Source organism: Domibacillus indicus, assembly GCF_023715895.1.
GTDB lineage: Bacteria > Bacillota > Bacilli > Bacillales > Domibacillaceae > Domibacillus > Domibacillus indicus_A.
Genome location: NZ_JAMBOO010000040.1, coordinates 1 through 20,683 on the forward strand (window position 1 = coordinate 1; position 20,683 = coordinate 20,683).

Sequence of the window (20,683 nt, forward strand, 5' to 3'; positions counted from 1 at the left end):
TATTTGTGCTGCTGTACTTTGTCCCTGTGCTGCTTGCTGTTACATCGCGTGTCCCATTCGCTGTTTCTGCACTCACTGCCAGCTGGTATGTTTCACTCCGCTTCAGCTCTACCAGGTCAGACGGCACGCTCAGGCTTGTCGGCTTGTCTCCTGCTGATACGTCAATCACTTTTACTTTTACAACCTTCGTAATTCCGTTGTTTGTAATGCGGATGTCCGCTGTGTAGCCGATCGCTGCGCTTGCTGAAACCGTAACCAGCCCTTCCGCGCTTACCTGCGCAATCGATGTATTCGTACTGCTGTACTTTGTCCCTGTGCTGCTCGCTGTTACGTCGCGTGTCCCATTCGCTGTTTCTGCACTTACCGCCAGCTGGTATGTTTCACTCCGCTTCAGCTCTACCAGGTCAGACGGCACACTCAGACTTGTCGGATCATCTCCTGACAGTTTATCTATTATTTTTACTGTCACGTACTTAGAAATTCCATTATTAACCACGCGTATATTAGTTGAATATCCAACTGGCGCATTTGCAGGAACAGTTATTAAGCCTTCAGAATCTACATTTGCTGCAGCGGCAAATGTAGAACTGTATACTGTTCCTTCACTGCTAGCTGTCACATCTCTTGTTCCATTTGCAGTATCAGCCGTAACTGAAAGCTGATACTCTTCCCCTCTCGCCAGTTCAATACTTTCCGTATTTAAATATATTTCTTTAGGTTTGTCTGCTTCACTCGGATCAATAACTTTCACACTAACATAACTATACAATCCGTTATTCTCGATTTTAACCTGGGAAGAATAACCTAAAGGTGCGTTTGAAGGAATTTTTATTGAACCATTTGCATCAACTTCTGCAATTGTTGTATTTACGCTTGTATAAACAGTACCTGTATTTTCACCTGTGATATCTTTATCTGTGCCGTCTGAAAGTTTCCCTATTACTTTTAACTGATGCTCTGACCCTTGTGTAAGTTGTAACTCAGTTGTTCCTGAGTTTATTTCTACCACTTCCGGTACTCCTGTCACATGCAATATGGCTTTTGCTGTGCGACCGCCATTAGTAGCACTAATCGTTACATCACCACTTTTAGCATTCGAAGGTATCGTGACCATTCCATCCGGACCAACTTGAGCAATTAGTTGATTAGAGGACGTATATTTTGTCCCTGTTACACCCTGAGTAACATTTTGTGCTGTACCATCTGTCATAAAAGCATTTAAGATTAATTGCAGTTTATTACTTGTTAATGAGAGACTTTCTTCAGTAGGTGAGATAACTAAAGACTCTACAGCGGGTTTTGTTACTTTAACTGTTGTTTGGCTTTCTAAATTATTATATGTTGCTTTTATAACTGCCAACCCTTGAACTTCTCCTGTAACAGCTTGAATGAAGCCATCCTTTGTAACCGTTACTAAAGAAGGGTTGCTGCTTGTATAGACAATACCACTAGAAGAGTTAGTAATATCTGTTCTTACTCTGTCACTAATTTCTACTACTTTCATTTGTTCGGACTGCCCTGCATGTAAAGTAGTGAATAATGGATTAACCTGCAAAACAGGATCAATCGTTCCATTATTTATTTTTATCTCTACTTGTTCTTCTATGTCTCCATATCCAATTCCTACATAAACAATTCCCGAACCTGCTCCGCTTGGGACAATCATTTGTCCAGTTGAATTGATAGTTAATAATGTCGGATCAGAAGTTGAATACGTTGTCTTAGAATCACTCGTAATGTCTTCATCTTCTACACCAGGATTACTATATCTTAAGAATGGGTGCAACTGGTATGTTTGTCCGCTGCTTAATACTGTTGGCGCCTCGACTCTAATGCTTTCAGGGGTTCCAGAATCTACTGTGATTTTCCCCCATACATTTATATCAAAGGTCGTAATAGTGCTATCGGTGGTTCTGTTTAATGGAGAATTATAATTGCCAACTGCATCACGTATAGACAAGCTCTGTAGAGTCCATGTTCCTAACTCATCGTATTTATCAATTGGTATGACAGCAATATATTGATTGTTTTGTTTTTGAAAACTCAAGTTTAAAAGCTTCCCACTTGGTTTACGGTAAACTCCTGAAAGAGGACTGTTAGCAATACCTGATAAACTATCTCTTGCTTCAACTACAAGCTTTACTGCTGCTTGACTGGCAGAAATTTGCTGAACACTGATATCACGGTGGTAAATTTCTGGACCTTCCCGGTCTGGAGTAGTGTCGATAATATCTACTGTACAATTAGTAAAATCCTGTACAGTATTATCTACTCCTAAATAGTTGGTAACAGTCTTACTGTTTCCAACTACATCTCTTAAATAAACCGAAGTAAGGAGCCATTTACCTCTTTCTTCAAATTGTCCAATTGAAATTGAACCGATAAATTGTCCCGTTGTGTTTTTGTAAAGATAGGCTGACTGAGTAGTTCCATCAGGCTTTCTGTAATAAACAGTTACGAATGAAACACCCGATTCATTATCTGTTACTTCAGCCGTTATTTCGATCTTTCCGTTTGCTTTTACTTGTTCAGAAGCTACCGAAATCCCGTGTAATACCGGTGCTTCTTTATCTACTGTTGTTCCACTTACCGTAACCTTACAATGACTAAAGGTTTTCTGGACGTTTTCGGCATCTATATAGCTTGTAACCGTTCTTGAATTTCCATCTTTGTCTACAAGATAAATAGAGGATAAAACCCATTCGCCACTTTCTTCGTATTTACCAATCGTAAATGAACCAATAAACTGGCCTGCTGTGTTTTGGATTAAACTAATAGAAGCTGAGCTCCCACTAGGTTTTTTGTATATGGCCCGAATGCTTGAAACACCTGATTCATTATCAGTTGCATCTGCTACTACCTCAATCTTTTCATTTACTTTTACTTGTTGAGAGACAACAGAAATAGTACGTAATAACGGTGCTTCTTTATCTGTTGGTTCGGCTACTGCTACATTTAAAGTAAGATTTGAAAAATCTATTTTTTCACCATTTGCTTGAGTACTCAAATGACTTAAATAGACGGTATTTTCTTTATTATCTTGAAGGTAAACAGTTGTTGCTTTCCATTCTCCTGCTACATCTACCTCAGGTACAGTAATAGTTGCTTCATACATTTTTGTTGTGGAATTGAAAATAAACGAAACTGTTTTGTTTTGACCATTCGGCTTTGTATATATAATATAGCCGCTCTTAAAACCTGAAAGTTGATCCGATATATCTGCTATCACTTTCACTGGTGTAGTGGGTGACAAAGCATTACTCGTTACACTGATACTATTTAAAATCGGTGCCTCCATATCTGGAGTAGGATCTTCAATAATTACTTCTACTGCATAAGCAACTGATTGCGTAAACATGACAAGACAGACGATCACCAAATGCATCATTCTTCGAAATAGTACCTTTTTCATTCTTTAACTCCTCTTCGTAGTTTTAACGTCTTAATACTATTTTACCACTAAGTAGGTATGAAAAATAGACCCCGGAATCACCGGAGTCTATTAATCCCGAAAATCGGAAATTTTTATTGATTAACGAAGAAGCTGTAATACACCTTGTGGTGCTTGATTTGCTTGAGAAAGCATAGCTTGAGCTGCTTGAGAAAGGATAGAGTTTTTTGTTTGGCTCATCATTTCTTTCGCCATGTCTACGTCACGGATACGAGACTCAGCAGCTGTCAAGTTTTCAGAAGATGTATTCAAGTTGTTGATGGTATGCTCAAGACGGTTTTGTTTCGCACCAAGCTGAGCACGTTCGTCTGATACTAATTTAATTGCAGCATCGACAGTAGCAATTGCACTAGAAGAAGTTGCGGCACTGTCACTAAGGTCAAGTGCATTTACCGTAAGACTTGTAGCATCCATTTTAGCAAACGTTACATCCAAAGTTTGAGCTGAATTAGCACCAATTTGGAATGTAAATGTGCCAGTAGCACCACCGGTTTGATCTAATAGGTTTTGACCATTGAATTGAGTAGTCGTAGCAATACGATCTACTTCATCGATCAAATCATCAATCTCGAGTTGAATCTCTGCTCTGTCGTCTGCAGTGTTTGTATCGTTACCTGATTGTACAGCAAGTTCACGCATACGTTGAAGGATTGAGTGAGTTTCGTTCAATGCACCTTCAGCTGTTTGAATCATAGAAATACCATCTTGAGAGTTACGAGACGCTTGATCTAAACCGCGAACTTGAGCGCGCATTTTTTCAGAGATAGCAAGACCTGCTGCGTCATCTCCAGCACGGTTGATACGAAGACCAGAAGATAATTTCTCCATGTTTTTAGCTTGTGCATTAGAAGCGCTTGATAATTGACGATGTGTATTAAGTGCTGCAAGGTTATGGTTGATAATCATTTTATTTTCCTCCTTGAGTATGGCTGTTCACATCCGTGTGAACAGTTTTTCATTTGTTTTGTTCAGCAATCTGTTCCAGGTCGGCCGCCCCGTTCCTTTTTGCTTACACTACTATTATCGACGCCTTTCAAAAATGTTTAATAGAATTTTAATTGTTTTTATTATTTTTTTGGAAAATTTGTGAAGCCCTATTTTTTATTTAAGCCTAGTCTAATAAATAGAATTGTATAAACGAATTTATTTAAAAAACAAAAACTTGTAACTTTATCTTATTGTTTATTTCTCCGGCAATAATAAAACAAAAAGGAAAGATGAATTATAAGGAATGGGAAGGAAAAGTACTGATGGAGATGGTATAGGAGTTGCTGCTCTCTTACTTAATTAGGTAGAAAGAGATGATTTCTGAGATAAAAGACGTTTTTAATAAAAACTCCCGTCCATTATTTTAATGGAGGGAGTTTAAACAGGTCGGACAAGTCGGTTACGCCGGCAGAAGCGGATTTGTTTTCATTGCCGATCTGTACGTAAATTTCTTTCCGGTGGATATCGATATGCTTTGGTGCGTTAATACCTATTTTTACTTGATCGCCGGAAACGGAGATAACGGTGATTTCAATATCATCACCGATCATCAGCGATTCACCGGACTTTCTTGTTAAAACGAGCATGGCTTACGCCTCCTTTGCCTGGAACAAGCTGTGGCGTGTTTCATACGGTGTGCCGGTTAAAATAAGTTGGCGTCCGCTGTTTATTTTTTTGTTAATGACTAGCGGAGCCTGCAGGTTGGCCGTTGTTTCTTCAAATGGGTCACGTACCGTTAAAATGTTTAAGAGCGTGACGTCTTCTTCCTTCTCAATCGACAAAGCTTCAATGGTTGCGTCATCAATTTGTACGTTGTAGTCAATAAAAAAGGAAAATGGATCTGTGACGACAAAGCTTAAGCTTGGTGTAGAAATCGATTGAAGGGCATAGAAAACATCGTTATCTGGAAAGGTCAAAAGAGCAAATTCCTTTTCCGATTCAAACCCCGGAATGCCGCTTGAAAAAGTAATAATATCTTCCTTTGCAATTTCTTTTTCACCGTGGTATTTTGTTTCGATCTTCACGTTGATCATCCTTTAAATCGTTTTATTGACCGCCTGAAAGTGGACAGACGGATATTGGTTCACCTGGAAGCGGACCTCGCCTGGCTGATAGTGAATAATCGGCTTGTTGGCCCGGGTATTGTTTTCAACCTGGTGCGTCTGTACATTAATTGTAACGTCCCCTACCTGATAGTCAATCTTCACGCTGCCATAGGAAGGAATCCAGGCAATCCCAGTTTCAAAACTGCGGGTGGATGCACGCTGGGCCTGCTGCTGGATGGCGTTTGCTCCTGTATGAATATCAGCAAGCTCTCTGCCTTCCATCGCACGGCGGCCTGTGCCTTCTAGTGCCTGCTGGCGTGCTTTTGCGGCTGCCTCGCGTGTTAATTGAAAAACATCTTTCCGTCCAGCTTCGGCAAATGCCTGTGACTGATCAATCCAAAGCTGGCCCGGAGTTGTTTCGATCGTCATCTCCGCTTTCGGCTGGCGAATATCGAGCGTGGCACCCGGCTGCTGAATCGACTGCTTCGCCGGAGTTGTTTGAATACCCAGCTTGGCATTCGTAATCGTATAATCAAGCGTTGTAATCCGCATCGCTCGCTCCCCCTATTAACGGAGATAATCCATCAATGTCGGCTGAATAATTCGTGATGCAACAGAGAGTGCCGCTTTATGAACCGTTTCCTGAGTCGTTAACTCTGTCACTACTTTCTCAAAGTCTACGTCTTCATTTTCAGACATAATTCGTGACGCGACGACCTGCTGCTCAGCCATGCGCGCTTCCATCAGTTCGATGCGGTTATACCGTGCCCCAATTTCAGCACGGGCCGTTGTATTAGAAGAAATATGGGTATCAAGCGTGCTTAAAAACCCGGTTAAGTCTTCTCCTGTTGTTGTATCTGTATCAAGCTGTGTAATAAGTTGATCAATCGTATCAAACACAGACTCTCCCGAACTGTTAGCAGACCCAAATACACTGCTTACATCGATATTAACTTGAATCATAACCCCTTTTGACAGCTCTAATTCTACTTTTCCAGTGCTCAGTCCATCTGCACTGACCGTTCCATCATCGTTAAACGGCTGTGTCGTTGTTTTCGTACCGTTAAATAAATATTGGTCGTTAAACTTTGTATTGGCAATTTCGACCAAGTGATCTTTCAGCTGCTTGATCTCTGCGCTGGCCGCCTGGCGCTGCTGTGCATCATACGTATCGTTTGACACTTCAACCGTTAATTCGCGAATCCGGTCCAGTGCAAGCTTGGCTTTGTCTAAAGCAGAATCCGACGTTTCCACCCAGTTGTAGGCTTCGCTGAAATTGCGCTGGTATTGCTCAACCTCCGATAAACTGCGGCGATATACAATTCCTTTCATCGCCGTTACGGGATCATCAGAAGGTTTGGTAATTTTCTTTTGTGTGGATACTTGTGTATTTAATTGATCCAGACGAGCCAGGCTCGTCTGCAGGCTTTTTAAAGAATTACCGGACAACATCGATTGTGTTACACGCATTATCTCTTCACTCCTCTATTAACGGCCGCCTGTGCCCATGCCGTTAATAATTTTATCAAGCATTTCATCTACTACTGTAATCATGCGGGCTGCGCCATTATAAGCATGCTGGAATTGAATCAAGTTGGTCATTTCCTCATCCAGGGATACCGCTGAAATAGAATTGCGGTTTGTTTCCGCAGATGTACGCAGCACTTCTACATTAGTTGCGGTGCGGCTGGCCTGCTGGGAATCTACACCAAGGCGGCCGATGACCGATTCGAAAAATTCATTGATTGATGTAGTCGTAACCGGCGTAGTCGTACTGTCTGTTACAATTAAACTTTTATCCGTAAAAATGTTTGCCAGGTTATAAGCATTGGTCCCGTCCCCTGCTTCGCCGTTTGAGGAAGCGCCGATATCTTTGCCGGTTATACCTGCTACAAGCTGAATACTGCCGGCCGCATTTGCTGTATCTGTGATTTCTAAAATAGCTCCTGGTGTGGTACCATCTATCCGTTTGCCTGCGCTGTTTACTTCATTAAATTCTGATACAAAAGCTTCAGCGAGTGTGTTTAAATCGGAAAGCATATTCGAGTACATCCCAACCGTTTTGGTTCCGTCACTGTAGCCATATGCTTCAATTAATGCACGGATTTCCCCTCTGGAAAAGGTAACCGCGTCTTTTGTTCCGGAGATAGCGGCCGTTCCGCTATACGCATTTCCGCCAGCCGCTCCGTCTTTTGTATAGCTGGCAAATACAATTTGCGTAACTTTGTCACCGTCTGTTTGAATATCGAGCTGCGTGTAGCCTTCTCCATTCACCAGTTCATTTGTTGTTGCTGTGCCATTCTCATCTGCTAAAAAGATTTTATACGTTCCTTCCGCGATAGGCAGGGAATTGCCGCCGTTCGGAACACGTTCAACTGAAATATTTACATACTGGGACAGCTCATCCACAAGTGCATCCCGCTTGTCGTACAAATCATTTGGCAGGTAGCCGTTCGGCTCGGTTTCTTTGATTTGCTGATTGACATCATTAATTTGCGACAGAATGGAATTGACTGCTTTTTCGGTCACATCCAGCTGATTGCCGTAGTCATCTTTCATTGCCTTCAGTGAGTCATACATATAGTTGAACGTTTCCGTTACAGACTGCAGCCGTTCGATGACGACACTGCGGGCCCCATCATTTGTCGGCGAGCCGCCAAGCGTCTGCAGGGAATCCCACAATTCGTTAAAGGTTTTGGCAAGTCCTTGCTCGGATGGTTCATTGATGATATCTTCGACTTTTGTAAGTGCATCTGCCCGCTCGCTCCAGTAGCCAAGCTTGTTATTTTCATTGCGGTATTGCACGTCAACAAAAGCGTCCCGAATACGCTGCACGGAGCCCGCCTCTACCCCTGTTCCCATCTGGCCGGGAATATTTGGACGATTTAAGCCGACAGCCGGGTAAGGAGTTGTCGTTTGAAAGTTTACACGCTGGCGCGAGTAGCCAGGTGTATTGGCATTTGAAATGTTATGCCCCGTTGTATAAAGGGCACTCTGCTGGGTAAACATGCCGCGCTTGGCGGTTTCCAGCCCCATAAAGGTTGATCTCATGTTTTTCTCTCCTATGCTTTCGAGTCAAAAATGGGTCCTGTTGACGGCGGCTGGTTCGACTCCCCATCCGCTGCGTAATTCCCTGCTTCCGCCGGGGCAAGCAGGTCAAGCTGCAGGTGAACGAATTGAAGCGACTGGTCCAGGAGCTCTTCATTGAGCCGGTTCGTGTGCTGTAGCTCTCCAAGTACATCCACCAATTGGCCGCGGAGTTCTTCCGCTTTTCGCTGTTCTTCTGCTGAAAGAGATGGCAAAAGCTCGTTTAACGTTTGGCCTGTTTGCTCCGTTCGTTTCTTTTCCAGTATCGTGATGGCACTGACATGTTTTTGTTCATCCCGGACAATCCGGTTCAATTCGTCCATTTTGTTTTGCTTGACCGCTTCTGTTTTCGCCTGTGCTAGCGCAAGCAGGCTTTTATGAAGCGCCAGCTGTTTTTCGAGCGTTTCGATGAGCATGACGCTCCCCCTTTTTATGTGTAAATATTAACTAACAATCCTTGAATTTCGCCAACCTTGCTTAAAATATCAAGCTGTGATTTTTCTTTATTAATGACGTCATTAGCAAGCTGAGTCAGACGGCCGTCTACTTCTTTCACAATTTTATAAACCTTCGTCCGGCCACGGCGGTTAAAGCCCCGCTGCTCTTCCAGCTGCAGACCGCTGTCTACCGCTTGCTGCATAAATTCTTTGACCATTTTTTTGTATTTGCGCAGGTCATCAATGGTCCGGTGCTCGGAAAGCTTTTCTCCCTGCGCCTCAATCTCTTTCATCATGCCGTTCATTTTTTCAAGTACGGCATTTTGGCGTTTGTTTGCGATCACATCCGTGAATGTCACAGATGCTTTTGCTGTTTCTTCTTTTCTTTCGGCCCGGGACGCGGAAACTCTATTTACGCGCTGGATTTCCATCATCATTCACTCCGTTCGATTATTGAAGAAGCTGCAGGATACCTTGTGGAAGCTGATTCGCCTGTGCAAGCATCGCTTGTCCTGCCTGGTTCAAAATGTTGTTTCTCGTAAACTGCGTCATTTCCTCTGCCATATCCAGATCACGAATGCGTGATTCTGCCGCTGTTAAGTTTTCATTCGCTGTCTGCAAGTTTGTAATGGTATGCTCTAAACGGTTTTGAACGGCACCGAGCTTGCTTCGCTGCTCTGAAACTTTTGCGATGGCTCCATCAATTGCGCTAATGCCTGCCTGCGCTCCAGTATTTGTAGAAAAATCTAACGAGCCTGCTCCAATCGTGTCAGCGTCCATATTGCCAATAGAAAGTGACAGTGTCTGATCAGCATTGGCACCTATTTGGAAAGTCGCCTCTTGTAACTCACCATTCAACAATTTTTTCTGGTTAAACTCTGTTGTTTCAGCAATACGATTAATTTCAGCTGTCAGAGCTGTTACTTCATCCTGAATCGCCTGGCGGTCTGTATCCTCCAATGTATCATTTGAAGCTTGTACTGCAAGCTCGCGCATCCGCTGCAGAATATCATGCGTAGAAGCAAGTGCTCCCTCAGCAGTTTGAATAAGTGAAATCGCATCGAGCGAGTTGCGCTCGGCCATATCTAAACCACGTACCTGTGAGCGCATTTTTTCCGAAATGGCAAGGCCTGCTGCATCGTCCGCTGCCCGGTTAATACGAAGTCCGGATGACAGCTTTTCAAGGCTTTTCGATGTGGCATTGTTTGTGTTTCCCAGGTTACGGTACGCATTCAATGCTTGAATGTTATGGTTAATTCTCATTGATCAGTTCCCCGTTTCAAATGTATTGGCCGGTCTGGCTTCGACAAAGATGTTTTGTTCGTACGCATTTTTTTTGCGTGCAGCCCGCTTGGCCGGTGCTGCTTTTAATGCTTCGTTCCACGCCTCCGCAATCATTTCGAAAAGCTGGCGCGCCTGCTGGAGCCGTTCGGCGTCTTTGTACAAATTGGCTTGAACGACGGTGTCGGCAATAAAGTTATACACATGATCGAGCTGGTCGGCGATAATGCCGGCTTCATAGTTCAAGCCTGCGCCGAGCCGCTCCGTAATATCGTTAATTTTCTGCATCGCCTTGTTGGCTTCTGCATATTGTTTTTCTGCTAAAAAAGCGATCGCATGGTCAAATTGCGTCAGTCCTGCTTCATATAAAAGGGCCGTAATTTGCTGTGGTGTTTTTTGATAAATCATTTCTTTTGTGATCACATTTGTCACCTCATGTGAGTGTATCGGCAACATTTGCCGAATTTTAATACGCAGATTCCATTTCTTCGATTAAAATGAGCATTTCAGCAATAACTGAATACAATTGAGGCGGGATGGAATCACCAAGGTCAATATCGATCAGCTCTGACAGGAGTGACGAGTCCTGCTCCATCGGAATGCCATGCTGACTGGCGAGTTCCAAAATTTTTGAAGCGAGCGCGCCTTTTCCCTGTGCGACGACCGTTGGCGCACTTCCTTCTTCATAACGGATCACGGCGGCAGACGGACCATTTACTTTCCGGCGCTTTATTTGATTGTAATAACTCATATCGTCAAATCAAACCCTTTCGTGGAAGCAACGGTGGCTCCCTGCTTCACGGCTGTCCCGCTCTTTTCTTCGTGAGCAAACGGACCGAACTGAACCGCTCCAACCCGGTAGCCGATACCGGAAAGCCGGTTTTTGAGCACGGCGGCAAGCGGCGCCATTTTTTGCTCAAAGCCTTCCTGGTCGTTTTGTATTTTTAAAGAAAGGTTGCGGTCAGCAGCTGTGATGGTCATGCCGACCGGTCCCAGTTTTTTTGTTTCAAACAAGAAGTGAAGCGAGCAGTTTTCCCAGTCCACCTGCTGGCCGCCATTTTTTGAGCGGATAAAGACATTGACGTTATCCGCCTGACCGCCGAGTAAAAACGGCAGGGACATCATCATCGACTGCAGACCGGTTTCCGGTTTGCTTAACAGCTGTTGGCCGGTTAAAGTGGAAGCGGCCTGATCGCCGGACTGGCTGCCCATCGTGGCAAGCAGTGCCTGCTTCACGGCATTCGGTACTTCCGCTTTTCCTTTTAACAGAGCGGCGGACTGCTCATGCTCATAGTTCAATCCAGCGGCGCGGACCAGTTCAAAAGCGCTGCGGGCGCCCGGCGTATCGTAAAGACCGGCCATCGCGCCGGCCAAGTGGCGCTGCGGCGTATCGGCCAGCTCCTGCGTGGCCATGTGAACAACCCGGGCATCAGATGGTTTAAAGGCTACTTTATCGATCAGCGTCTTTACCTCTGATACAATCCGAGCGGCCGCCTGCGTATCACCTTTAGCAAGCAGCTTGCGTGCATCTGCGAGCTGCTGGGATGCCTGCATCAGCTCTTTTTCTGTTTTCATATCGGTAAAAAGCATAAAATTGCCCTTTAAAATGGCGTTATCTAATGTTTTAATGGCGGTTTCCACGACTGGCTTCGCCTGCTGCGGTGTTTTAACGAGCAGTTCGGCCGTCTGCAGATTGCGTACAATATCCCGTTTGAATTGTTTAAAATCAATCGCCGACTGTGACATTTTTTCGGTAATTGTCGTCATCACGACCGTTTTGGAAGCAGGCGGAACATGAGCAAATAAATCTTCCGGCAGACTGGCTCTCTCGCTTGCAGCGGAAGGCGGGATAAGCGGTTCAACAGCTTTCATCAATTCACCGCGTGCGGCGAGCTCTTTTCCTGATGCAGCCAGTGTCTCTGCCCGCTCAACGGTTTCCCTTAATTCCGGCAGAGCGTCTCTTACAAAAGCAGCGACCCGCTCAAAAGATGGTTCTTTTTGGATCACAGCCGCTGCTCTTTGCGGCAGGGGCGGCTCCGTTTCATCTGTTTCCGGAAGGACAATACCTGACGGCTGCAAAGTTCCTGCTACTCGCTCCTTTGCCAGATCGGCCAGCTGCAGGGCTTCTGCGACGGGTTTCAAAACGGCGGTACGGTTTCCGGTAAAAGAGGTGCGCAGGGCCTGGACAATTTCCTCCAGAGAGCCATTTTGATCGAGCTTTTGGGCGAGCGCTTGAAGGAGGGTATCAGCAGGCTGCTGCTTTAACAGTGCGTTCAGTGCTTCTCCAAGCTTTTGCTTAGCCGTGTTTTGAATGGTTTCTGCTTGAATAGCGCCTGCCCGCTCAATAAGCTGGGCAGCCGGAATATTCTGCTCAACCGCCAAGGTTTTTAATGCCTGGACCAGCTGGGCAGGCGAGCTTGTTTGTTTCACCAATACTTCAATTTGCTTCACAACCTGCTCAGGAAGCGGCGAAGATTTTATCGCAGTGATGGCTTCGTGCGTCCGCCCAAGCTGCAGTGCTTTATCGATTGCCGCGCGGATATTTTCCGGAAATTCGATGCCCGACTGCGCCAGCCACTCGGCTGCCTGTCTGCCAAACGGCGTACCCGTCAGTGCAGCATGAACCGCTTTGAGCGATGCCTCAGACGGCATGATTCCCTTGTCCGCTAGAGCTTTGACTGTCGCAAGCTTGTCTGCTTCCGTTCCCGGTGCTGTTTCCATAAACGTTTGAACAGCCTGTGCGGCTTCTTTTGTAAGGGTAACTCCTTTTTGGGTAAATACCGCAAGTTCCGCAGGCTGCTTGTCCGTACTCGGTGCGGATGCGGCGGGGGCTGTGGTTAACGTTGGCGCTGCTTTCGTTTCTCCTTGAACGGCTGCGGGCGCTGTTTGACTTGGTGAGGGTGCCATTTGTGGCTGAATCTTCATCAGTCGGTCTCCTTTCCTTGGTCTATACATAAAGAAAGATCGCCCAACAATAGTTTGTGGGCGATCCGGTGACAGTTACAGCTTTCCGTAAAAGTCGAGCATGGCTTTGGCGGTTGCATCTGCATCCGGCTTGTATGTGCCATCCGCGATCTTTTCCTTCAGAAGCGCGATTTTTTCGCGGCGTTCAGCTAGTATTCTGGATGAGTCTTGCATCTCTTTGGCGGCGCTTGAAATTTCAAGTTTATCGCCGGCTGCCGGGCTGGCTGATTTAGCCGCATCTACTTTTTTTAGCTGCTTCTGATACGGATTGATTCCATTTACTCCAGGTGTATGGTTAATTTTCATCTCCGTATCCTCGCTTTCTTTTTGTACTTGTGCTTATTATATCGTCAAGACGGTGGAAATGTTTAGTGAGGAATTTGGCGTAATTTTCGAATAAAAAAACCCCGCCAAAAGGCGGGTTTAAGAGTGCAGACAAAGTAAGAAAGCAGGCTGATTGAAAACGTCTGACTTTCCCCGAACGCCGCCGGCTGGGAAGCGGAGTGACCTTTTTGGGGTCATGAGCATTCACAGCCGGCAAGTGACGCCGAAAGCGGGCGTTTGCCAACAGCCTGAAAACGGGTTTAATGATTTTGTCTGCCCAAATAGGTTTGCTGGCTCCCCCGGCGCTCACTCGCAAATTGCTGCTCGCGGTCATGCTGCTTCAGGTCAGACTCGATTTCATCAACGCATTTATTGCACAGCTTGCCCCGCTGGATAATAGCCCCGCAGCGGTCACACGGATAACCGAGGTTCGGAAACTGCGCCGCTTGAAGGCGTCCTTTTTTTACCCATTTATAAATCATTTCTTCGGTCGCACCGGTTACCTCGACAATACGCTCCATTGTTGCGGCGCGGTTTTCTCTTTTTCTTAAAAATGTATAAGCAGCTTGATAAAGCTCTTCTTCTGATCGGGAACATTTTGGACATACATCACGAAAGGCATTTTTAGCATACAATGCGCCGCATCGCGGGCAGTCAACGATCTCGTTCATCCCATTCACCTCATGTTGTCATTCGTTGGTTCTATTTTCATGGCGGAATGGTCAATTGTCAAGAGCCGCTGCGAGCAACCGTGATACTTTTTACGGATATGGCACCAGCTTTTTGTAGTGCTTTAGCTACAAGGTGCATGGTTGCGCCAGTCGTATAAATATCATCAATTACAAGAATGGTTTTCCCTGCTGCATCCCCAATTGGGTAAAACGTTTGCTTAGCTTTTATTCGCTCGGCACGTGTTTTTTTAGACTGCTTGTCGGATTCCCGCCGCCCAAGAAGCACGGTTTGCGGCAGTCCCGCCCGCTCAATAAGCGCCTCTGACTGGTTAAAGCGCCGCTCTGCAAGACGCGAAAGAGACAGGGGGACCGGGCAGATGATGTCATACTCCAGTCGCTTCGCTATCCTCCTGATATCTTGTGCAAAAAGGTCCGCCAATGCATAATCTCCCCGGTACTTAAAGCGGGCGATCAGTTCCTTCATGGCGTCATTGTACTGATAGAAAGAATGATTGGAATGAAAAATGCCCCCCTCCCATGCAGCGCAATCCGGACAGATTCCTGCTTCTTTCATTTCCCGGCAGCAGATTTTACAAAAAGGCCCTGTTAGTTTTTTGAGTGGTGCGGAACAATTTTCACACAAGAGCGGATCCCTTGCACCGAAAAAAGCAGCCCATGACTGAATCGCTGTTTCACTTTCACAAAGCAGGCACCGGCTCATATATCCAACAGCCCCCTTTCCTCTCCAAGCTTGTTCATCCTATTAATCTGGCTGATGGCCCGCACCATAGCATTTGTTTTCCCGTAATGAAAAAAGGTTACAATGCCGGTTGGACAGTCGGCGCTTCGTCCGGCGCGCCCAGCTATTTGCACAAGGGCGCTTTCCGTAAAAATCCGGTCTTCCGCACCGACTACTGCCACATCCACACCGGGGAATGTCACTCCCCGCTCTAAAATCGTTGTGGTAAGCAAAACCGGAATTTCTCCTCTGCGCATCGCTTCGACTTTTTCTTTGCGGAGAGGGTCCTCGGCATGCACACTTTGGATACGTGCATCTATTTCTTTTAATGTCAAAAGGGCCTTGTCCATCGTTTCAATATGAGGATAAAAAAGAAGTGCTTTCTCCTTTCCTTTCAGCCAATCCAAAACAGATGCGGGGACAATCGATTTTTTCCAATTTCCACACCACTTCATTTCCGGTACAGGCAGCGGATGGCGGTGGTAGCGGGCTGGAATCAGGGTCGCTTCCCGCCTGCCGGAGTGGATGTCTTCCTGCCAGGATGGTTCGGGCGTAGCTGTTAAATAAATAAGAGAGGATGTTTTTTTGCGTGCTTTTTGAACGGCAAATTGAAGTGAAGCATCAAACGTGTACGGAAAAGCATCCACTTCATCGACGATCATGACGTCAAACGCTTCAAAAAAGCGGAGTAGCTGGTGGGTAGTAGAGATCACAAGCGGACTGTACGTATGCCGGTCTGGGCTGCCACCATACAGTACAGCAGGCGGCGTATCGGGAAACACGTTTTGAAGGCGTGGAGCTAGCTCCCGGACTACGTCTGCTCTTGGTGCCGCAATACAGACACGCTTCCCATTTTGAAGAGCTTCAGCGATGCCTCCAAATAACACTTCTGTTTTCCCGGCCCCCGCAACGGCCCAGACGGTATGTTCACGATCATTTTCAATCGCAAGCCGAACATGCTGGGAAGCTGCCTGCTGTCCGGCTGACAGTGTGCCGGACCAGTGCATTTCTCCGGCCTGCTTCGGATGCAATGGCTCGGGGCCGATCCAGCGGTAAAGGGTTGTACAGGATGAGATTTTGCCCATTTGAATGCAGTTTCGACAGTAGGCGCAGTCGTTGCCGCACCGGGCACATGGATGGAATGAGAAGTTAGAAGTATTTCCGCAGCGATGGCAAAGAAGCGGGTGGGACAAGCCGGGGCGGACAGCGAGAGAATGAACATCGGAGAGTAACGGAATTTCTTCATCTGTTAATTCACGACCTGAAAAAAAGAGAGCTTGTTTCATAGGTCACATCCTTTCGAATTCAGTATACTTCCTCTGGATAAATATTACAATCGTTATCAGAATGTCATCATAATTTAACATTGGGTCATTTTTCCGGTATGTTATACTTTTCTTTGTAACATTGAAACAAAAAAGAAAGGGGATTTTATGCGAAAAATTGGAGGAAGCCTGACGGCACTTTTACTCGTGATCCTATTCGCGGTTAACGTGTCAGCACAGAGCTTCAGCGATATTTCAAGCCACTGGGCAAAAGACGAGATCGAGGATCTTGTGGCAGATGGTGTCATTGCAGGTTATGAGGATGGAACCTTTCGTCCTTATGCAAGTGTAACAAGAGGCCAGTTTTTGGCGTATCTTGCCCGGGCGCTTGATTTGCCTGCCGGCGATTCTGCTTTTGTGGATGTCGGTCCTGGCAGTACCCTTTACCCTGAAATTGCCGCTGCGAAAAAAGCCGGCATCATCCAGGGGACAACCGAAGGAAAAGCGCTCCCGAACGAAGCCATTACCCGCTCTGATGTAGCGGTTATGCTGGATCGCGCCATGCAGTATAAAGGCGATTACATGGAGCGTACACCACTAACCTTCACAGATGCGAAAGAAATTGGCGCTTATGCGTATGCATCGGTTGAACGAATGACGCATTACGGACTGATTTACGGAACGGAAAATAGTAAGTTCCTGCCGAAGAAAGTAGCGACACGCGGCGAATCAGCTGTATTTATTCACCGGATGATGACAAAACTTGGACTTCTTGGCACGATTAAAGAGCCGATTGAAGTGCCAAAACCGGCTGATAATCAGGAAGTGATTATTCCGATTAACGACTATCAATATGTAAAGGTTCGTATGAACTCACGCGGCGTACCGCTGGAATATGACCGCCAGGAAACGGACAAGCATATTGAATCAACAGACTATCACTATTATTATCATATGGGTTATGCTTCTAAACCACTCGGATCTCTTCGTGTAACCCTTCGCAAGCTGACAAACGGAGATACATTCGTCTTCACGAAATTTACTCACAATGCGGACAATACATATTCCGCTACTGTTTCCCTGCCGTTTTCACAGTCTGATAACTATTCACTCGCTAAATACAGCGATCAGGGGACCGTTGTTCGTGAACACCATGACGTATTTGGCATTGATGAAACGAGCCACCCAATCGGCGTGCTTTCTGCTAAAAAAGGGTCGGCAATCACAGGCGAAGTCATGATGGGCAAAAACTATGTAGCCGTTCCGAAAGAGCAGAAATATGCAGACGGCACCGTTTCCCGCATTCGTGTGCTTGATCAAGAGTATGCAGATTATGACGTTCAGCAGGCTGACAATACCGTTACGGCAAATATGAACATGACGATAAAAGGCAACGCCATTTCAGATTCATGGGCGCTTGTATCGGACAAGTCCTTGTTCCAGAGCTCATCTACACGCGATGAATGGTTTAAACGCACAATTGCTGAGTATATCTCGATCAATAACTGGCTCACAGCAGACGGTGCCTATACGAAGCTTCCTTGGTCTATTGAACCAGGCTACCAAATGGGCTACGGCCGCAGTATCAACCGGATGCAGGCTGGTATTTATTTGACAGCTTACCAGGAACATAATGACCGTTATTTATATGACCTTGTGTTAAATGGAGTAGCGGACCTTGATGTGTTCTCCGGTGGTGAAGTAACGAAAGGAACCCAGCCGCTTTTTTATACGGAATACACAAGTACGTGGCTGAAAAAATCATACGGCACGACAGCGCCATATGTAGATACACGTTTAAATGAAAATGCAGCGATGTTTTTGAAAAACACAGGCGAAGCACTCGGCATTGAAGCGTTAAAGGATGATAACTTAACGTATGCGAACTTCCTTGTAAACCAAAAATCATTTGGCAATATCATTCCGGTAACCTCATCAAGCTATATGATTTCAGATTACTATAAACCTGGTTCCAAGCAGACACATTCGTCGCTTAACCATGCACTCGGCGGCATGCGTTTCTTGATCGTCGCCTATGAGCAGACCCGTGATGAAAAGTATTTGAAACCAATGCGCGAATTCAAAGCCGGTATTGAGAATTTATATCCAAAATGGATTCGTACCGACAACGGCCGAAAAGGCGACTTCTGGTATCAGGTCAATCCTGATTTAACCTTTGCCGGCAATGACTATGAGCTTTTAACGCTTTTGGATCTTTTGTTGAACCAGGAAGCGTTAGAGCGAATCGGTATGCCGCGCAGCGCTGTGTTTGATCAAATGATCCGGTCAAAAACAACCTATCTTGTCGAAAACAACCGTCCATTTATCGATGAAGTGGTGAAGAAGCTGAATGAGCAGGGCTTCGGCGACTTGATCAGCGGTACACGTGCGGCAAGCACAGAACGGATCGACAGAGAAGAAATGCAAATGATCACAGATGTACTAAATTCCGTTCCAAAATAAAAAAAGCGTTCCAGCTTCAAGCTGGAGCGCTTTTTCTTTTTATTTGATGACTACTTATCGCTCGGACGTTCTTTTTTTCGTCCAACCGAGCGCCAAGGCGCCTTCTCCTAAGTGTGTGGCAATGACTGGGCCGAAGCTTGAAATGCTGATTTCAGCGTTCGGGAACCGCTGCTTTAATTCCGCTGTCCATTTCCGGGCTTCGTCCTCCCGGTTCGCATGAATCACAGATGCCTGCAGCTTGTCTCCGTCCTCGTAATCTTCTCCGAACAAATCGCCAATGCGTTTAAGCGCTTTTTTGCTTGTTCGAATTTTTTCAAATGGCGCGAGCCGCTTGTCTTCCACATGGAGAATCGGTTTTACTTGAAGCAGGCCGCCAATCAGCGCCTGTGCCCCGCTTAAGCGTCCGCCCCGCTTTAAATGGTTTAAATCATCTACCATAAAGTACGCTTTCGTCCATTTTTTCATCTCGGTCAGCTCAGCCAAAATGGCATCCGGCATTTTTCCTTCTTTGACCAGTTCTGCCGCCCGCAGCACGTAAAAAGCCTGGGGTGCACAGCTGATTTCCGAATCAAATGAATACACATCCAATTCTTCTGCCATGTCTGCGGCTGTAATGGATGACTGGTAGGTGCCGCTCAGTTCACTTGATAAGTAAATGCCAATGACTGCATCGTATTCCTTGGCAATTTGTTCATACAGCTCAACAAAGTGGCCGATCACCGGCTGGGACGTGGTAGGCAGCCTGCCTCCTTCATTCACTTTTCCGTAAAACTCTTCCATCGTGATATCGAGCTCTTCACGATATACATCCTCACCAAAAATAACGCTGAGCGGAATCATAAAAATATTAAGCTCCTCGCGCAGCGCTTTTGGAAGATAAGCGGTGCTGTCGGTCAAAATGGCCGTCTTCATCTGCTTATACCTGCCTTTTTCATTTTTTCATATCCCTTACATTTTAGCCCAATAGAGGTTGTTTTGCACCCCTTTTCCGGTAAGATAAAGAGGAGGAGGGATGATCATGAAATCTGCATGGCTTGTTTTGACGGGTGCCACACTGTGGGGCACGATTGGTTTGTTTGTGCAAGGACTTTATACATACGGTTTCTCGCCTATCGATGTGGTGGCATTGCGGGTGCTAGGCTCTGCTTTGGTGCTCTTTCTTTTTCTGCTCCTTTTTAAGCGTAACCTGCTTCACATTCAACTGCGGGATTTATTTTTTTTCGCCGGCTGCGGCATTGTCAGCATCGTCTTTTTTAATTTATGCTTTTTTACCGTAATGGAACGCTCTTCCAACTCTCTGGCTGTTGTGCTTTTGTATACCGGACCGGTTTTTGTTGTGCTGCTGTCGCGCCTTTTTTTCAAAGAGCCGATGACGGGCGGCAAAGCGATTGCGCTTTTGTTAACCGTGCTCGGCTGTATGCTTGCCGTAGGGCTTGTGCCGTCCGGTGATGCGGACATGTCTGCCGGCACCATTTTCATCGGGCTTTTATCCGGCTTTTTTTATGCCTTGTATTCGATTTTCGGCAAATTTGTCGCCCATCGCTATCATTCTGTTACCATCACGGCTTACGCGATGCTTACGGCCTCCCTTTGCGTCGTACCGATGTCGGGGCTTGTGGCAAAACAAGCGCAATTGCTGGAGCCGGCGGTTCTTTGGAATACGTTTGGTCTGGTCGTGTTATCAACGGTTTTTGCTTATAGCTTCTACACAGCCGGTCTTTCCCAAATGGAATCCGGACGCGCAGCTATTTTAGCAGTCGCCGAACCCGTGGTAGCCATTTGGATCGGCATTCTTCTTTTTGGAGACAAGCTGACGATCTGGCAGGCGGGCGGCATTCTTTGTATTCTAGCAGCCGTCCTGTTTACGATAGAGCGGCGCCCGGCAGGAAAAGCGAAGTCCCAACGCCTGTTTTTCAGCCCGGAAAATCGGAATGAGGACCGAAAAACACTGTAATTCTCTTTTTTCGA

The 20,683-nt window shown here is 45.9% G+C and carries 20 protein-coding genes; 2 read left to right on the top strand and 18 right to left on the bottom strand.

All coding sequences use genetic code 11. The features are described from left to right. The 17 genes from M3221_RS24415 to M3221_RS24495 all read right to left on the bottom strand — a co-directional run. Positions 1–3,412 (bottom strand): hypothetical protein (locus tag M3221_RS24415; protein WP_251274661.1); only part of this gene is annotated, 3,412 nt, incomplete at its 3' end. A gap of 120 nt (positions 3,413–3,532) precedes the next feature. Further along, the gene (hag, locus tag M3221_RS24420; protein WP_251274662.1) at positions 3,533–4,357 is read right to left on the bottom strand and encodes a flagellin Hag; all 825 of its coding nucleotides are present in this window, start codon (positions 4,355–4,357) and stop codon (positions 3,533–3,535) included. Positions 4,358–4,797: 440 nt separating this feature from the next. Continuing rightward, complete coding sequence (csrA, locus tag M3221_RS24425) at positions 4,798–5,025, bottom strand: carbon storage regulator CsrA (RefSeq protein WP_251274663.1); 228 nt, start codon at positions 5,023–5,025, stop codon at positions 4,798–4,800. Between the two features lie 3 nt (positions 5,026–5,028). Further along, positions 5,029–5,472, bottom strand: coding sequence for a flagellar assembly protein FliW (gene fliW, locus M3221_RS24430; protein WP_396395439.1), 444 nt, complete (start codon positions 5,470–5,472; stop codon positions 5,029–5,031). A 3-nt stretch (positions 5,473–5,475) separates the two neighbouring features. Continuing rightward, the gene (locus tag M3221_RS24435; RefSeq protein WP_251274665.1) at positions 5,476–6,036 is read right to left on the bottom strand and encodes a DUF6470 family protein; all 561 of its coding nucleotides are present in this window, start codon (positions 6,034–6,036) and stop codon (positions 5,476–5,478) included. 15 nt (positions 6,037–6,051) lie between these two features. After that, positions 6,052–6,954 carry a flagellar hook-associated protein FlgL gene (gene flgL / locus M3221_RS24440; RefSeq protein WP_251274666.1) on the bottom strand — a complete coding sequence of 301 codons (903 nt, stop codon included), beginning with the start codon at positions 6,952–6,954 and terminating at the stop codon, positions 6,052–6,054. Positions 6,955–6,972: 18 nt separating this feature from the next. Further along, the gene (gene flgK / locus M3221_RS24445) at positions 6,973–8,535 is read right to left on the bottom strand and encodes a flagellar hook-associated protein FlgK (RefSeq protein ID WP_251274667.1); all 1,563 of its coding nucleotides are present in this window, start codon (positions 8,533–8,535) and stop codon (positions 6,973–6,975) included. An 11-nt stretch (positions 8,536–8,546) separates the two neighbouring features. After that, positions 8,547–8,987, bottom strand: coding sequence for a flagellar protein FlgN (locus M3221_RS24450; RefSeq protein ID WP_251274668.1), 441 nt, complete (start codon positions 8,985–8,987; stop codon positions 8,547–8,549). 14 nt (positions 8,988–9,001) lie between these two features. Continuing rightward, positions 9,002–9,439: a YaaR family protein gene (locus M3221_RS24455; protein WP_251274669.1), complete on the bottom strand. Its 438-nt coding sequence runs from the start codon at positions 9,437–9,439 to the stop codon at positions 9,002–9,004. A gap of 19 nt (positions 9,440–9,458) precedes the next feature. Further along, on the bottom strand, positions 9,459–10,271 hold the full coding sequence (locus tag M3221_RS24460) for a flagellin N-terminal helical domain-containing protein (protein ID WP_251274670.1): 813 nt from the start codon (positions 10,269–10,271) through the stop codon (positions 9,459–9,461). Positions 10,272–10,274: 3 nt separating this feature from the next. Continuing rightward, a complete protein-coding gene (locus M3221_RS24465; RefSeq protein WP_251274671.1) occupies positions 10,275–10,712 on the bottom strand; it encodes a flagellar export chaperone FliS in 438 nt (145 codons plus the stop codon). A gap of 43 nt (positions 10,713–10,755) precedes the next feature. Next, the gene (locus tag M3221_RS24470) at positions 10,756–11,040 is read right to left on the bottom strand and encodes an EscU/YscU/HrcU family type III secretion system export apparatus switch protein (RefSeq protein ID WP_251274672.1); all 285 of its coding nucleotides are present in this window, start codon (positions 11,038–11,040) and stop codon (positions 10,756–10,758) included. Next, positions 11,037–13,214, bottom strand: coding sequence for a hypothetical protein (locus M3221_RS24475; RefSeq protein WP_251274673.1), 2,178 nt, complete (start codon positions 13,212–13,214; stop codon positions 11,037–11,039). Before M3221_RS24475 ends, M3221_RS24470 begins: the two co-directional genes overlap by 4 nt. 75 nt (positions 13,215–13,289) lie before the next feature. Next, positions 13,290–13,559 (bottom strand): flagellar biosynthesis anti-sigma factor FlgM, encoded by a 270-nt coding sequence (gene flgM / locus M3221_RS24480; protein WP_251274674.1) that lies wholly within the window; start codon positions 13,557–13,559, stop codon positions 13,290–13,292. 278 nt (positions 13,560–13,837) lie between these two features. Next, on the bottom strand, positions 13,838–14,248 hold the full coding sequence (locus tag M3221_RS24485; protein ID WP_251274675.1) for a TIGR03826 family flagellar region protein: 411 nt from the start codon (positions 14,246–14,248) through the stop codon (positions 13,838–13,840). Between the two features lie 58 nt (positions 14,249–14,306). Continuing rightward, on the bottom strand, positions 14,307–14,969 hold the full coding sequence (locus M3221_RS24490) for a ComF family protein (protein WP_251274676.1): 663 nt from the start codon (positions 14,967–14,969) through the stop codon (positions 14,307–14,309). After that, entirely contained in the window at positions 14,966–16,273 is a 1,308-nt protein-coding gene (locus M3221_RS24495; RefSeq protein ID WP_251274677.1) for an ATP-dependent helicase ComFA, read from the bottom strand. Before M3221_RS24495 ends, M3221_RS24490 begins: the two co-directional genes overlap by 4 nt. A gap of 147 nt (positions 16,274–16,420) precedes the next feature. Here M3221_RS24495 and M3221_RS24500 point away from each other — a divergent pair, with 147 nt between their 5' ends. Beyond that, positions 16,421–18,715: an S-layer homology domain-containing protein gene (locus tag M3221_RS24500; protein ID WP_251274678.1), complete on the top strand. Its 2,295-nt coding sequence runs from the start codon at positions 16,421–16,423 to the stop codon at positions 18,713–18,715. Between the two features lie 54 nt (positions 18,716–18,769). On the opposite strand, the gene M3221_RS24505 is transcribed toward M3221_RS24500, so the two are convergent. Further along, positions 18,770–19,627, bottom strand: a complete 858-nt coding sequence (locus tag M3221_RS24505) for a DegV family protein (protein ID WP_251274679.1) — start codon at positions 19,625–19,627, stop codon at positions 18,770–18,772. 106 nt (positions 19,628–19,733) lie between these two features. Here M3221_RS24505 and M3221_RS24510 point away from each other — a divergent pair, with 106 nt between their 5' ends. Further along, positions 19,734–20,669 carry a DMT family transporter gene (locus M3221_RS24510; RefSeq protein ID WP_251274680.1) on the top strand — a complete coding sequence of 312 codons (936 nt, stop codon included), beginning with the start codon at positions 19,734–19,736 and terminating at the stop codon, positions 20,667–20,669. Positions 20,670–20,683: the final 14 nt, after the last annotated feature.